Source organism: Chryseobacterium sp. BIGb0232 (genome assembly GCF_024810195.1).
Classification (GTDB): Bacteria; Bacteroidota; Bacteroidia; order Flavobacteriales; family Weeksellaceae; genus Chryseobacterium; species Chryseobacterium pennae.
Genome location: NZ_JANUEH010000001.1, coordinates 536,212 through 552,538 on the forward strand (window position 1 = coordinate 536,212; position 16,327 = coordinate 552,538).

The window sequence follows — 16,327 nt, forward strand, 5'->3', positions numbered from 1 at the left end:
TGATGTATAAGCTCACAGACCATGTTGATATAGAAATTATTGCCGGCCAGCAATTATCTGCCATTCCCAGAATGCTAATCTATGATGTGGAAATTGTACTGACAACCGCTAACAGTATTAAGGAAATGGATCATGAAATATTAACTACTTATGGAAGCGATAAAGGCTGGCTGTTTACAGAAAACAATGATACATTCAGGTTTGATACCAGTGATCATTTGCTAACCTCTATTTACTTCGATTACAGCGAACAGGAAAAAGAACCTGATCATAAGCTGGATCTGATAATGAATGCAAAAAAGATAGTGGGCATTCCTAAACTGTTCCAACCATCATCATTCGATCTGGAACCTTTTGAGTATAGGTATTGTGTACCCTCGAGCAACATCCTGTTAGGATATGGAGATATTTTTTTAAAGAGTCAAAATCAATGTACTGAGCTACAAATAACGGAACATATTTCTTTACTGTTTAATGAGAATCATTTGTATTGTGCGTGGCTTATGAAGCATCCGGAACAATTTTTAGTGAATAAGATAGCACCTATTGAAAAATACCCGGTTACCCCTCTTTTAAAGAAAAGTTTTTGGGATGTTTTTCAATTTATAAATCAGGAAAAAATAAGTCTCATGGAAGAAGAAGACATTCCTACATTTCATGAATTATTATCTCTATACAAAAACATTCACAGTACCTCTGAAAATAATAACGGAATGAAAACCTTAGCAGAAAAACTATTTGATTTTGCAGATAATTTCTACTCTCAGGAACAAATGAAGTTCTTTCACTGACATTTCAAAAGTAATTTGAACCCAGCCAATAATATAAATGGAAGATATATACGCATACAAAGATGAATATAACAATGACTGTCAATTTCTCAGGGGAAAGTATTATAAATACGTATCTGACTTAATTACAGATTTTTTTGAAGAGCCATTACCCGATAATGATTTTCATACCCGTTTTCTGAATGTATTAAATACTCTTGAAGATTACGATGATGTCTATTATATAACAAGCGAAATGCCTTTTTACTGGGCAATCTGCATCATCGAAAACAGAAGGACCCCTAATCATTTAATAAAAAATAAAACCAATGAAGATTATAAAAAATGGCATGCTAAGTACCGTACAGTAAATGATTTTGTTACATTTATTATAGAAGGAATACATGAGGAAACCTATATTTTCAATGATAATGAAGGTGGTAAAAGTCTGTTTTTAAGAGGAAAATATTATGAATTTATTTGCAATCTGGTTACAGATTTTTTAGGAAAGCCTCTTGAGAACAATTGGATTAACAATATGCTTATCTCCCATCTAAATGCTTTACCAGCCAGTGGACAGTATAAAAATATTAATCAGTTTATAGATACTCCTCCTTATTGTTGGGCAATGTCAATCATAGAAAATGAAGAAACAACAAATGTTTTAAATCCTGAACAATTAAAAGTATATACAAAGTTTCTTGAAGAGTTTTATAAAAATAATGGAATCAGTTCTTTTGTTATTCCACAGCATTCATAAAAGACCTTTAACATAGAAATACAGCATATGATTGATTTTGAAATAGAAAATAAGCTCATTACCTCAGATGAATTACATGAATTTGAAATTAAAACCGGGATATCTTTACCTCAGGATTATAAAGAACATATGTTGAAATATAATGGTGGATCTCCACTGAGCTATGATCTTTATTTTGGAGAGCCTGATGATGGTATACTCCTGTCCGGTTTTAAATCTATTAAATATGGGACTTCTCTTGTTGAGCAAAAAGACTATTTACCTCCGAAATATCTTAGCATTGGTTATACAGAAACGGGTTATTTAGCAATGTCGCTGGATGAAAAAGAATATGGGAATATCTTTATTTATTACTCAGAAGCAGAATTAACATTATTGGCTCCTTCTTTTACAGAATTTTTAGAAGGCCTGGTTGATTATCCTGATCTATTTCCATAAGTAATACCAGATGCTTCCGGATGTAAAAATAAATGCAGGCAGGCAAAAATATTTAAAATGAAAGCAAAAAAGATAATGTATGCCCCATCGGCAGTTGATCAGTTTACATACAAATTCAATACAGAAAATAATACCAATATTGAACATACTCATGAAATACTGGATGGCTCTCCTTTCGTGACCGTAAACTTTAAAGATACTCCGTTTCAATTAATCTTTGAATACACTTTTGAACTGGGGAGAATCCAAAGTCAATTAGCAATAAAAGACGAAGATTTTTTACCATTAGACTCATACCCTTTTCCTCCTGATGATGGCAAACAGATCGCCAACTTTCATCATACCAAACAAAAATTATTTGACGGAGAGGAAGAAAAAGCTTTACAGAAAGTTTTTGATATTGATTATAAAAAAACCAGCATAAAAGATTTTTATAACAACCCATTAAGAGCATTAAAAAAAGAAATAGATGAGGAGAGTTTTGATAAGGTAATTGAAGAAAGCAAATTTACGCTCATTAACAACTATAATGAAAAGGATATATCTGAAGAAGGATTAGAAGTTTATTATCTCATAAGAAATGAATTGATCTACCTGTTTTCCTATGGGGAATATCAGCCGGGAAGATATATGCTGTTTTTAGAAGGACTTTGGCATTACGAACCATGGGATAAAGAGGAATAAAAAAATCGCTACAAAAAATTAAATTTCAAACTATAAAAACTATGTATGAAGGAGCGAAAAGTTATCCGGATTTTCATCTGTTTATGAACCTGGAAAGTGATAAAAAAATACAGATTATAAGCGGATATTTTATATTTATCATATTAGAAGAATTTATAGAAGACTACAATCCCAGTAATAAAGAAATATATTTACTTAAAAATATAGAAAACATCAGCATCAATCATGATAATGTTATATCTGAAGGTCTGTAGATGTTGGTTGCAGAGTAATCATTATAATACAGAAAATGGAAAACAGATTCAATTTGTACAGTACAATCAAAAATAAAAATGATTACCCATCTGGTAATTTACCTGATTTTAATGAGACTGAAATCAAAGATATGATCATGAATGACCTTAATCTGGATAATCTGATCTCTGTAAAGTCTAAATACAGCTTTGTTGAATTTAATAATATACTGCTTTATGCAGCCTATTTTGTTCAAACCTCATTTCAGGATTGCATCTTTCAAAAAGTTGATTTTACAAAATCTAACTTAAACGATACTTCCTTTACATCCTGTGTCTTTATATCCTGCTCTTTTGCCCGTGTAGAAATCATGGGTGCAAACATCATGAACTGTACGTTTAAGGAATGTAATTTTAATAGTATCATTTTTAGTGAAAATACCATCAGTAATACTCAGTTTGAAATCACAGACCAATCATATGCTGTAATTAATGATAATACTGAGACAGATGTAACCTGGATATTTGAATAAAATGCGGAATACTACACTCAACGAAACATTTCAAACTTTTAAATACAATAGCTATAAATAGTAAACCATGAAAAATTACCGAAAAGAATGGAGAGAATATCATTCAGAAAATGGTGAAGTATGGGAAATATTTGCCAACACTGCTGATCATGAACACCCAGAAGATTTGATATCAAATTCAGGCAGCCATGCTATCATGAGAAAATATATGGAAACATCAGATTACGTACAGGTAACTATAATCCCATGTGCCAGAATAACAGATGGCATAACCAAAAGAGAAGGAAAAGAAAAATATTTTCGTTTAAAAATTAATCTTTTAAATGGTGAACCCTGGTTTGCTATATCAGGCATTTCTTTTGATAAAGAAGAAGTACTAAAGCTGGCCAACCTGTTTACCGGATTAACCCAAAAACAGGCCGAAAGAGTATGGATTGCAAAAAAACTAGGAAATTTCAACACAAACAGATTGGATTTATAGGCAGTACGTACCTTATTTGCTCTCCGAAGTCTCCTGACTTCGGAGCCACTTGAACGAATTATTTTACATATTAGCTCAAAGTCAGGAGACTTTGCGCAGCAGCTAAATAAAGAAACAACCCTGTAAAGAAAATTAGAAAGTTGAACGGTCATCAATTTAATGATATGAAAAGTATACAACAAAGGCTGGATGAAAATTATATTCCAGGCTGCATCAAACACAAAGAGGAATATCAATTCTATCTCATGCCTATTGCATGGTGGATATTAAATTATGCAGAATACAGTCCCTCCATATTACAGGATATATTTCCCGTCAAAATTTCAGAAATGGGGCATTCAATATAACCGATGATAAAATAGATCTGTTTTTTATATCTATTTCTGAAGATCAGATTTCAATACCAGAAGTAAAAAGCATGATTGAAAATTTCACAGAAGAATATTCTGCAATTACATTTTTTATAGATTTTGATAAAAAAATATTCATCAGTGCATTTGACTACATCGAAGCAGAAACATATTTACCTGATGAAACATGGAATGGAAGATATGGAAATCCAACTGATTATATTCCCAAGAGTATCGTAGATCAAATCAGCTGATTCCAGACTCATATCAGTAAAACCTCTCTGCTTTCTGAAGTCGGGAGACTTTGCAGTGAATGATCTTGATCCATCAATGACATTTATATTCTTCTGTAAGATCAAAAATCTCCTTTTTCAGATTTCCATTATGGTTCGTCATTGTTTTTGTCTTAATAATGCACCATCCAATTAGCCTAAGCTCTATAGGTATTTTTATTCCTGATCAAAATCGGCAGGTTTTAAAACAACCTGTTTTATTTCGCGTTTATGATGGAAAAGTTAAATATAATTTTTACTTTATACAAGCTCTTTCTATAAAACTTTTATCCTTATTTCCTTTTTATATCATAAATTTATCTAACATTGCAAAGAAACCATGAAAAACTCAAAATCAATTATAACAGCAACTTTGATGCTGTTTTCTACACTGAATGTGACTGTACAAAAAAAGATACAAAAACAGCTGTTGCCAGCCTGATAAAAACAGCAAGTATACCATTGATCCTAGAACAGGAGACCCTATTCAATCAATAACTCATTAATTTGAAAATATGATTTGCGCAGTACACTATTTTAGCCATAATAAATATGAATTACCTAAATTCAAATTAAAATTATTATTCAATATTGAGGATTTAAACAATTCTATTTTTGATGAAGTTTTTAATATCCTTACTCCACAGCAGCAGGAACAGTATATCGCTTTTAAAGCCTCTGAACAAGCCATAACGTATAGAAAAGAACGGAATTTGAAACTTCCTTATGTAGACTTCAACAATTTACCGGAAGTCTTTGATGACAAATTATTAAAAAAGATTATTCTCTATCAAGAAGATGGTGAAGTAGGCGGAGCCATATATGATCTACTCTCAGAAGACCATAAAGGACAAATTGCACAATATAATGCAGATCCAAAACCCCATTTTATGGGTAATGTGGGAGAACCGGATACTGTCACAAGCTACATCATAAAATATGGGGTAAATCCCTATACCAGAAAACCGGAAACCATTGAAAGCTTTCATCAGAAGTATACCATTGATCCTAAAACAGGAGATCCTATTCCAAAAGAAAACAATCAATAATCCCACTCGTAAACTGATAAAAGATGATAAAAAAAGCTGAAATACCGCGACAAAAATTATTTGATGGTGATGAAGAAAAATGTTTAAAAGAAGTTTTTCAAATTAAAAATCAAATCATCACTTTAACTGATTTCTACAATAATCCACTAAGAGCATTACAAAAATCGATAGATGATGAAACCTTTTTTGCCGTTATTAAAGAAGGTAATTTTAACCTGATCAACAGTTTTAATGAAAAGTACCTATCTGAAGAGGGACTGGAAATTATTTTTTTTTACAACAATGGGACGATATTCCTGTTCTCCTATGGAGAATATCAGCCAGGAAGATACATCCTGTATTTAGAAGGAGTCTGGGATCATCAGACATTAGAATACAAGTGAATAAAGAAGGATTACCTAAAAAATGAGGAAATCCTGTCATCAATACTGTGAAAACTTTTGAAGAATTAAATAAAACAGAGACTTTTGAAAGAATGCTGAGCAGCCGATTTGGGACATTGTATTATCATCTTGACACACAAGGCAATATTGATACCGTAATAAGATCCCTGGATGGCGAACTCATTCCTAAACTACTCCCGGTATATGTTCAATTATATGACGCCTTATTAGAGTTTATTGATTAGTATCACAAGATCAAAAAGTATGTATTCATGCCTCCATTAACAGAAGTTGGTCTAGACTATATTATCCGTCCTTTTTACACTTATTATGTATCTACCTGATCCTGATAAACCATTGGAACCCTACAGAGAATACTATGAAATGCTTGCAGCTTTCTCAGAAGAAATGAGGAATCAGTTTTCAACAATAGATATTACTGATCCTGATAAGCAAAGCATCATCAAAAGAATTTTAAGAAAAAGCCTCATAGAGCCAAGAAGCAAAACTTTTTTTGAGGGACACCATCTTAACAAATATATCATTGTAGAACCCGCAATATCCATAGAAGATATAGAAAAATCATTTTTAATATTATTTACCTTTTACCCTTTTCTGCTATTTTTAAAACAGCCCTACTTTAGAGTGCATCCAAAAGTTTATGTGTACAACTTTCCAATAAATTAGAAATCATTATTTATCTTTTAGCAGTTGATATTTGTCCAACATTCGGATTCTTTCTCTGAAAATTCTAGGATAAATTCTTTCGCATTTTCCATGTATTTACGTTCTATTATCTGATAATGCATTTTCTAGAGCTTCACATCTTTCTCTGAAATAAGTTAAATCTACATCCGGAAATAGTTTAGGGAAACGTTTAATAATATTCTTCATCTGGTGGAGAATACCTTCTGCCGAATATGTAAATGTACCATCCTTAAATTTATCACTAAAGGGATGTGGCATATTTAAAAATAGCGCCACTTACAAATAAGTGACGCTATCTTAAAAGATTTCAAACTTAGAGAAATCTTAGCTGTTACATTAAAACTTAATGCCTATCGCTTGATAACTTTTACTGTTTTTACAAAGTCATTTACGGCATTTATCTTAACTAAATAAACTCCTGATACGAATCCGGAAGCATCAATTGTTCCTTTCGTATCATTAATTGCTTTCGTAAGTATCAACTGTCCTGCAGCATTGTAAACCGTTACAAAAAGAATCTTCTGATCATAAGAGACCGTCAGGATATCCTGTACCGGGTTAGGATAGACTTTCAGCTGATCTACTTTTGTTGGAGCTTCCTCAATAGCCAAAGTCCCTGAAGGGCAAGCAATAGGTATAAAAACTGTCGTTGGACTATTGGTTCCATCTCCTAATTGCCCCTTCTCATTGGAACCACAGCTTGATAAAAATCCATTGCTATTGATAACAAGCCTATGATACATATTTACTGCAACAATTTTTCTATCAGTTGCTGTTCCTATTTGTGTTGGAACAAGCTTGTTCACATTTGTCCCATCACCTAATTGTCCAAAACTATTACCTCCCCACGCCCAAAGGGTTCCATCTTTTTTGAGTCCTGCTGAAGATAGATAATAATCAGCATTAACACTTTCCCAATCTGTTGCCATTCCGATTTGTATTGGATTCAATTTGTCAGTTGTAGTTCCATCTCCTAGCTGGCCAGAATGATTATCTCCCCAGGCCCAAAGCGTACCATCTGTTTTGAGGGCTACACTATGCTGAAGTCCGCCCCCAATATCTTTCCAATTCGTAGCTGTCCCTATTTGTATTGGGCTCAATCTATTTATCTTTGTTCCATCTCCTAATTGTCCAGTGTAATTAGCTCCCCAACCCCAAAGGGTGCCATCTGTTTTGATAGCAAGAGCATGAATTCCACCAGACTTAGCAATTTTCCAGTTATTTGCAGTTCCGATTTGTGTAGGGACCAATCTATTTACCTGTGTTCCATCTCCTAATTGTCCCCCTGAATTAGCTCCCCACACCCAAAGGGTTCCATTTGATTTTATTGCTATTGTATAATGGTCCCCGGCAGCAATACTTACCCAGTCTGTTCCTGTTCCGATTTGTACAGGAGTAGTTCTATTAGTATTCGTTCCATCACCTAATTGTCCATTTGAATTATACCCCCAGGTCCAAAGCGTTCCATCTTTTTTAAGGGCTGCAGTATGAAAATATCCTGCAGCTATTTTCTTCCAATTATTTCCAGTTCCGGCTTGGGTTGGGCTATTTTTTGAAATTGTACTTCCATCTCCCAGTTGTCCATAATCATTATTCCCCCAAGTCCATACTGTTCCATCTGTTTTAAGTCCCACCGAATGATTAAAACCAGCACTTACACTTCCCCAACAGCCTGTTGTAATTACAGGTGGTGTAGTAAAGGATCCACCCAGCACCCAACCAGGCTGGCCAGATCCACAATGAGATGCCACCCACCAATAATAAGTAGTATCGGGTAGTAAATTTGCCAAATTAGCAGTTGTAGAAAGTGTTTTTCCCTCAGTACCTCCAATGACTGAACTGGTACCATAAAGATAGAAATAGCCTTCACTAGGAACAGGAACTGCTGCTGTCCAACTAATATCAGCCGTCGTAGAAGTAATATTAGAAGACAAGAATTGGCTCGGAGGGTTACAGCTTACCGGACAAGCAACAGGTACAAAAATTGTTTTTGAAATATTGGTACCATCTCCTAACTGACCATATGTATTTTCTCCACTCACTGACAAGAATCCAAGGGTATTGATCACAAATCTATTATACGAATTTGATGAAATGCTTTTTGTATCTATAGCAGTTCCGATTTGTGTTGGAACAAGTTTGCCAACTTTCGTAGCATCTCCAAATTGGCCAGAACCATTATTTCCCCATGCCCAAAGGGTTCCATTAGTTTTTATTCCTCCAGAAGAATAATAACCATCTGCATCAATACTTTTCCAATCTGTTGCTATCCCGATTTGTATTGGGCTCAATTTATCAATTGTAGTTCCATCTCCTAATTGTCCGTATAAGTTCTGTCCCCAGCCCCAGAGTGTTCCATCCGATTTGAGCCCTACTGAATGATGAATTCCTCCTGCAATATCTTTCCAATTTGTATCCGTTCCTACTTGTGTAGGTACATTTTTCCTTATAGTTGTGCCATCTCCTAACTGACCCGCAGAATTATCTCCCCAGGCCCATAATGTTCCATCTTCTTTTGTTGCAAGTGTATGATTATTCCCGACAGCAATACTTACCCAATCTGTTGCTGTTCCTACTTGTGTAGGCACAGTTTTATTTATGTTTGTTCCATCTCCTAATTGACCATAATAATTATTTCCCCAAGCCCAAAGGGTTCCATTCGATTTTAGAGCTAATGTATAACCAGATCCAGCAACAATACTTGCCCAATCTGTTTCTATCCCAATCCGGGTTGGAATCATTTTATTGATTGTAGTACCATCTCCTAGTTGCCCATAATAATTATTCCCCCAAGCCCAAAGGGTTCCATCTTTTTTAAGTCCTACTGAATGATAAGAATCTGCTGCTGTTTTTAGCCAATTACTTTCAGTTCCGATTTGTATTGGGCTATTTTTTGAAATCGTAGTACCATCACCTAATTGTCCATCCACATTATGTCCCCAGGCCCAAAGAGTTCCATCTTTTTTAATTCCTAAAGAATGGTCAATGCCTGCACTCACACTTTCCCAACATCCTGTCGTTGTTGCAGGAAGTGTTGTAAAGGAGCCTCCTGAGATCCAATTTCCTTGGCTGGTTCCGCAATGAGATGCCACATACCAATAGTAGGTGGTGTTAGATAACAAATTTGTCAAATTAGCTGATGTTGAAACACTAGTTCCAGGCAGACCACCCACACCCAGATGAGTACTGTAAAAATATAAATAACCTCCACTGGAAACCGATGTTGAAGCTGTCCAATTAAGAGTAGCTGTTGTTGAAGTAATATTGTTTGTTGAAAACTGCACTGGCGGGGTACAATTTGAAGGGCAAGCAACAGGAGTAAACACATTTTTCCAAGTATTTGTACCATCTCCTAACTGCCCTGAACTATTTTGTCCACAAACTTTTAAAAATCCATTTACATTTCTTACAAGAGTATGATTAAATTTTGCAGAAATCAATATATTGTCTGAGGAGCTCCCTACCTGTAGAGGGGCTGTAACATTGGTAGGCACATTTGTACCGTTCCCCAGTTGCGCTGAATTATTGTTACCCCATGACCAAAGTGTTCCATTTGTTTTGTTTGCAAAAGTAAACATATCCCCACCAGATACATTGAGCCAATTGGTTGCAGTTCCTATTTGGGTTGGGTTCAATTTATCAATTGTGGTTCCATCTCCTAACTGACTATCCTCATTACCTCCCCAAGTCCACAGCGTTCCATCTGTTTTAACTCCTAAAGAATGAGTTCTTCCTGCGCTGATACTACTCCAATTAGCAGCTGTTCCTACCTGTTTTGGTACATCGCTATTAATAAGAATTCCATAACCTAATTGACCATCGCCGTTATATCCCCAAGTCCAAAGGGTTCCATTTTTTTTAATAGCAAGACTATGCTGCGCACCTGTTACAATACTTTGCCAGTCTGTTTCTGTACCAATCTGGGTTGGAGTCGTTTTGCTGGTTCCAGTACCATCACCTAATTTGCCAAAATGATTATCTCCCCACGCCCAAAGTGTCCCATCTGTTTTGATGGCTAATGTATGAAAATCTCTAGTGCTAATACTCTCCCAATTGGTTTCCGTTCCTATTTGGGTTGGAATAAGCCTATCGGTTTTAGTTCCATCACCTAATTGGCCATCCCTATTATTTCCCCAAGCCCATAGGGTTCCATCTGTTTTGAGGGCTATAGTATATTTGCTTCCTGCTTCTATTTTTTGCCAATTATTGGCCGTTCCTATTTGGGTAGATACATTTGTTGAAATGATAGTTCCATCTCCAAGCTGTCCATTAGAATTACTGCCCCAAGTCCATAATGTTCCGTCTGATTTAATTCCTGCCGAATGACCATCTCCTGCACTAAGACTTTGCCAACATTGGGCAAAGGAATGTAAACTGATGAATACAAATAATAAAAGTATTTTCCTCATATTTTAATTTTCTTCATATTTTCCTACTCGTATAGCTTTTCGGTTCCGCTTCGTTTAAATGGTTTCTGAGCTCCATAAAATAAATCATCTGGACTTCTTTTTTCTGAATCAAATGAATATGATATGATTTATAGCTCTGGCTCTAAAGGAATTTTGAGCACTTACAATTGCTTTTAAATTGTTGGAAACAATGAGTTGTGATGAATGGATAAAGATAAATACAATGTAGTTTACTCATTTTCATAGTATCATTTAGTTTTCAGGTTTTATTTTAAACTTTTGAGATAAAACAACAGGATATCAATGATGATTTTTTGTTGTTGGGTGCAAAAGTATATTTTTATTACAGATCATCAAATAGTCAATAAAACATAATATACTCAATGGCATATTTAAAAATAGCGCCACTTACAAATAAGTGACGCTATCTTAAAAGATTTCAAACTTAGAGAAATCTTAGCTGTTACATTAAAACTTAATGCCTATCGCTTGATAACTTTTACTGTTTTTACAAAGTCATTTACGGCATTTATCTTAACTAAATAAACTCCTGATACGAATCCGGAAGCATCAATTGTTCCTTTCGTATCATTAATTGCTTTCGTAAGTATCAACTGTCCTGCAGCATTGTAAACCGTTACAAAAAGAATCTTCTGATCATAAGAGACCGTCAGAATATCCTGTACCGGGTTAGGATAGACTTTCAGCTGATCTACTTTTGTTGGAGCTTCCTGAACGGCTAAAGTACTTGTAGGACAACCAATAGGCACAAAAATTGGTTTTTGAATATTAGTACCATCTCCTAGCTGACCATGGTTATTAAGGCCACAGCCTGATAAAAATCCATTGGTATCTATTACAAGCCTATTATACATGTTGGCTGAAACATTTTTTCTATTGGTAGCTGTTCCTATCTGAGTTGGAGCCCATCTATCCTCTTTAGTTCCATCACCTAATTGGCCATTCTGGTTATTACCCCAAGCCCATAGTGTTCCGTTTGTTTTGATTCCTACTGAAGAATGGTAACGGTTAGCTTTAATACTCTTCCAATCTGTTGCAGTACCAATTTGTATTGGAGTAATTTTCGAAGCTGCAGTACCATCTCCTAATTGTCCAAAAATATTATTACCCCAGGCCCAAAAAGTACCATCTGTTTTTACAGCTACCGTATGGCTAAGACCACCCTCAACATTTTTCCAATTCGTATCTGTGCCTATTTGAATTGGTGCTTTTTTATTGATTTTAGTTCCATCTCCCAGTTCTCCTTCATTATTTTTCCCCCAGCTCCATAATGTTCCATTTGTTTTAATAGCAAGAGAATGAGATGAACCGGTAGCAACAATTTGCCAATCATTTTCTGTTCCGATTTGGATAGGTATGTCTTTCTTTATAAGGGTACCATCACCTAATTGGCCATAATAGTTATACCCCCATGCCCATAGTGTTCCATTTGATTTTATGGCAAGTACATAATCGTCTCCAGCAGCAATATTTACCCAATCCGTAGCTGTTCCTACTTGTGTTGGAATATTTTTATTAACATTCGTTCCATCACCTAATTGGCCATAGTGGTTGTCTCCCCATGTCCATAGTGTTCCGTCTGCTTTAATTGCTACTGAATAATAGTTTCCTGCCCATATTTTCGCCCAATCATTTGAAACTCCGATTTGGATTGGAGTATTTTTATTAGTGGTCGTTCCATCTCCGAGCTGTCCATAATTATTATTTCCCCATGCCCATAGCGTTCCGTCTGTTTTGATCCCTACTGAATGATAACCACCAGTAACTACATTTTCCCAACAGCCTGTTGCAGAAGTAGGAAGTGTCGTAAAAGAACCACCCTGGATCCAATTAACCTGGCTGTATCCACAACTAGATGCCACCCACCAATAGTAAGTGGTATTAGGTAGTAAATTGGTTAGATTGGCTGTCGTATTAGAAGTATTTCCCTCTATTCCCCCAACAACTTGGTTTGTACTATAAAGATATGAATAGCCACCACTAGGAATAGGACCTTCTCCCATCCAGCTAAGGGTAGCTGTTGTAGAAGTGATATTAGAAGACTGCAATTGGCCTGGAGGGTTGCAAGTTATAGGACAAGCAACAGGAATAAAAATCTTCCTGTCAATCAATGTACCATCTCCTAGCTGACCAAAGAAATTAGCTCCACAGGCCGATAAAAGTCCATCATTACTTAGAATAAGTCGATTAAGTCTCTTTGCTGAAATGATCTTTCTGTCAGTACCTGTTCCTATTTGAGTTGGGCTCCATTTATCAACTTTAGTTCCATCACCTAATTGTCCATAATAATTACCACCCCATGCCCAGAAGGTACCATTTGTTTTAATTCCCGCTGAGGATTCGGATTTGTCTGCAGTAACAGTCTTCCAATCAGTAGCCGTTCCTATTTGGATTGGAGTATTTCTACTGGTAGTAGTTCCATCTCCCAATTGGCCACTATCATTCAGTCCCCATGCCCATAGTGTTCCATTTGTTTTTAATGCAACAGTATGACGCCATCCTCCGCCAGCACTTTTCCAATCAGTTGCAGTACCTATTTGTACCGGAGTATTTCTATTGGTAGTAGTTCCATCTCCCAGCTGGCTTTTATCATTAAGTCCCCAAGTCCACAATGTTCCATCTGTTTTGATTGCAATATTATGATACTGTCCACTGACAACACTCTGCCAGTTATTGTCTGTTCCAATTTGTGTTGGGATTATTTTTTGAACAGTAGTTCCATCTCCCAGCTGACCATCACTATTATTCCCCCAGGCCCAAAGGGTACCGTTAGACTTTAAAGCTACTGTATGAACAAAACCACCTGTGACACTTACCCAGTCTGTTTCAGTTCCTATTTGCGTTGGAACAATTTTACTAATTTTAGTGCCATCACCAAATTCACCTTGTGAATTTGTTCCCCAAGCCCAAAGAGTTCCGTTTGATTTTATGGCGAATGTTGTGTTTTCTCCAGTACCAATAATTGCCCAGTCTTTGTCTGCACCAATTTGGTTTGGAGTAGCTCTATCGGTTCTGGTTCCATCTCCTAGCTGTCCAGAATTGTTACCTCCCCAAGTCCACAATGTTCCATCCGTCTTGATCCCTATTGAATGAATATCTCCTGCTACCACTGTTTTCCAGCATCCTGTAGAGGTTGCAGGAAGTGTGGTAAAGGATCCTCCGGATATCCAACTCCCTTTATTGGATCCGCAATGAGATGCCACCCACCAATAATAAGTGGTATTAGGTAATAAATTAGATAAATTAGCCGTCGAAGAAGAAGTAGTGGATCCATCTATACCTCCAACAATTGGATTCGTACTATAAAAATACAAATACCCTCCATTGGGAGCTGGCGTTGATCCTACCCAGTTAATAGTAGCCGCTGAAGAAGTAATGTTGGTTGTTGAAAATTGTGTTGGAGGAGCACAGTTTGAAGGACACTCAATAGAAGTAAAGGTACTTTTATGAGCAATTGTTCCGTCTCCTAATTCTCCCGAAGCATTTCGCCCACAAACTCTTAAAGCACCACTTGTATTTGTCTCAAGAATATGGAAAGATCCTGCAGAAATCAATTTACTTGCGGACAAAGAACCTACCTGTGCAGGTGATTTAGATCCTGAACTTTGTCCTAGTACTCCATATGCAGCTGATCCCCAACTCCAAAGAGTACCATCTGTTTTATTTGCAAAAGTAAAATTACCTCCAGCAGATATATTTTGCCAGTTGGACGCCGTTCCGATTTGTGTAGGAGTATTTTTATAAACATTGGTTCCATCACCTACCTGTCCAGAATCATTATGGCCCCATGCCCAAAGGGTACCGTCTGTTTTAAGTGCTACAGAATGCATACTCCCAACATCTATACTTTGCCAATTCGTATCTGCCCCAATTTGTGTGGGTATATATTTGCCAGTTGTTGTTCCATCACCCAGCTGGCCAGTAGTATTATATCCCCATGCCCAAAGCGTGCCATTTGTTTTAATGGCAAGAGTATGTGATAAACCTGTTTGTACGCTTTGCCAATTCGTTGCTGTTCCTATTTGTGTAGGTACAGTTTTATTTGAGATTGTTCCATCTCCCAACTGCCCGTAATAATTCTGTCCCCAGCCCCAAAGGGTACCATCTGTTTTGATCGCAATTGAGGAATAAACTCCAGCACTAACACTTTGCCAGTTTGTTCCTGTTCCTATTTGAGTTGGAGTAAATCTATTCATTTTAGTTCCATCCCCTAATTGGCCATACTCATTTTTACCCCATACCCATAAAGTTCCATCTGCTTTGATCGCTAAGGTATAAGAACCTCCAGCAGCTACTTTCAGCCAATTATTGGCAGTTCCTATTTGAACAGGAACGTTTGTTGAAATTGAAGTTCCATCTCCCAATTGTCCATACTGATTACTACCCCAAGCCCATAGTGTTCCATCGCTTTTTATTCCTACAGAATGCTCACCTCCTGCACTCAGACTTTGCCAGCAGCCTGTAGGTATTGGAGTTTCTACATTAATAACATTTTTAAAGGCAGGCCCCCAAACACCTGTATTGTCTTTAATACGGATATTAAACACATGCAGACCACTAGACGGCAAAGTAATTCCTGTTTTGATCAGTTGCTCATAAGTACTGTCAAAATTCCCATCAGCAGCTAATACTGGTGTACCGTTTCCTGCTCCAGGATCATTGTCCCAAAAATATTCAGCCTGAGAAAGAGCTATGATATTTGATGTTACAGGTTGCTGAACATTAATAACATTGGTAAAAACAGGTCCCCAAACCCCAGCATTGTCTTTGATACGGACAGAAAACTTGTGTAATCCGTTGCCTGGTGTAACGATGTCTGTCTTGATCAGTTGTTCGAAAACACTATTGAAGTTCCCATCTGCAGCTAATACCGGTGTACCGTTTCCTGCTCCAGGATCATTGTCCCAAAAATATTCAGCCTGAGAAATCGCTATGATATTTGATATTACAGGTTGCTGAACATTAATAACATTGGTAAAAACGGGTCCCCAAGTACCTGTATTGTCTTTTATACGGACAGAGAATTTATGCAAGCCGTTACTTGGCGTAACAATGTCTGTCTTGATCAGTTGTTCGAAAACACTGTTGAAGCTCCCGTCAGCAGCCAATACCTGAGTACCGTTTCCTGTTCCCGGATCGGTATCCCAAAAATATTCGGCCTGGCTTACGTATACTTGTGCCGGGCACAGTATGACCATAAGCAGAGCAATTATACTATAGATATAATTCTTCATAT

The 16,327-nt window shown here is 36.4% G+C and carries 15 protein-coding genes; 12 read left to right on the top strand and 3 right to left on the bottom strand.

The annotated features are described in order from the left end of the window. Positions 1–2: 2 nt before the first annotated feature. The 12 genes from M2372_RS02295 (at position 3) to M2372_RS02350 (ending at position 6,640) form a co-directional block, all read left to right on the top strand. Positions 3–791, top strand: coding sequence for a hypothetical protein (locus tag M2372_RS02295; protein WP_123318523.1), 789 nt, complete (start codon positions 3–5; stop codon positions 789–791). A 37-nt stretch (positions 792–828) separates the two neighbouring features. Continuing rightward, a complete protein-coding gene (locus M2372_RS02300; RefSeq protein ID WP_123318522.1) occupies positions 829–1,530 on the top strand; it encodes a hypothetical protein in 702 nt (233 codons plus the stop codon). A gap of 27 nt (positions 1,531–1,557) precedes the next feature. Continuing rightward, entirely contained in the window at positions 1,558–1,968 is a 411-nt protein-coding gene (locus tag M2372_RS02305; protein ID WP_123318521.1) for an SMI1/KNR4 family protein, read from the top strand. Positions 1,969–2,025: 57 nt separating this feature from the next. Next, entirely contained in the window at positions 2,026–2,652 is a 627-nt protein-coding gene (locus M2372_RS02310) for a hypothetical protein (protein WP_123318520.1), read from the top strand. A 41-nt stretch (positions 2,653–2,693) separates the two neighbouring features. Continuing rightward, positions 2,694–2,906, top strand: coding sequence for a hypothetical protein (locus M2372_RS02315; RefSeq protein ID WP_123318519.1), 213 nt, complete (start codon positions 2,694–2,696; stop codon positions 2,904–2,906). 35 nt (positions 2,907–2,941) lie between these two features. After that, complete coding sequence (locus M2372_RS02320; RefSeq protein WP_123318518.1) at positions 2,942–3,418, top strand: pentapeptide repeat-containing protein; 477 nt, start codon at positions 2,942–2,944, stop codon at positions 3,416–3,418. A 67-nt stretch (positions 3,419–3,485) separates the two neighbouring features. After that, positions 3,486–3,899, top strand: a complete 414-nt coding sequence (locus tag M2372_RS02325) for a hypothetical protein (RefSeq protein WP_123318517.1) — start codon at positions 3,486–3,488, stop codon at positions 3,897–3,899. A gap of 256 nt (positions 3,900–4,155) precedes the next feature. Beyond that, positions 4,156–4,503: a hypothetical protein gene (locus M2372_RS02330; RefSeq protein WP_123318516.1), complete on the top strand. Its 348-nt coding sequence runs from the start codon at positions 4,156–4,158 to the stop codon at positions 4,501–4,503. Positions 4,504–5,036: 533 nt separating this feature from the next. Beyond that, a complete protein-coding gene (locus M2372_RS02335) occupies positions 5,037–5,570 on the top strand; it encodes a hypothetical protein (RefSeq protein WP_123318515.1) in 534 nt (177 codons plus the stop codon). Between the two features lie 23 nt (positions 5,571–5,593). Continuing rightward, complete coding sequence (locus M2372_RS02340) at positions 5,594–5,953, top strand: hypothetical protein (protein WP_123318514.1); 360 nt, start codon at positions 5,594–5,596, stop codon at positions 5,951–5,953. A gap of 47 nt (positions 5,954–6,000) precedes the next feature. Further along, the gene (locus M2372_RS02345) at positions 6,001–6,198 is read left to right on the top strand and encodes a hypothetical protein (RefSeq protein ID WP_148060724.1); all 198 of its coding nucleotides are present in this window, start codon (positions 6,001–6,003) and stop codon (positions 6,196–6,198) included. Between the two features lie 85 nt (positions 6,199–6,283). After that, entirely contained in the window at positions 6,284–6,640 is a 357-nt protein-coding gene (locus tag M2372_RS02350) for a hypothetical protein (RefSeq protein WP_123318513.1), read from the top strand. 96 nt (positions 6,641–6,736) lie between these two features. Here M2372_RS02350 and M2372_RS02355 read toward each other — a convergent pair whose 3' ends face one another. The 3 genes from M2372_RS02355 to M2372_RS02365 all read right to left on the bottom strand — a co-directional run bounded on the left by M2372_RS02355 (position 6,737) and on the right by M2372_RS02365 (position 16,325). Beyond that, positions 6,737–6,919, bottom strand: a complete 183-nt coding sequence (locus tag M2372_RS02355; protein WP_123318512.1) for a hypothetical protein — start codon at positions 6,917–6,919, stop codon at positions 6,737–6,739. Positions 6,920–7,011: 92 nt separating this feature from the next. Further along, positions 7,012–11,070 carry a T9SS type A sorting domain-containing protein gene (locus M2372_RS02360; protein WP_123318511.1) on the bottom strand — a complete coding sequence of 1,353 codons (4,059 nt, stop codon included), beginning with the start codon at positions 11,068–11,070 and terminating at the stop codon, positions 7,012–7,014. A 482-nt stretch (positions 11,071–11,552) separates the two neighbouring features. After that, complete coding sequence (locus M2372_RS02365; RefSeq protein WP_123318510.1) at positions 11,553–16,325, bottom strand: T9SS type A sorting domain-containing protein; 4,773 nt, start codon at positions 16,323–16,325, stop codon at positions 11,553–11,555. Positions 16,326–16,327 lie beyond the last annotated feature (2 nt).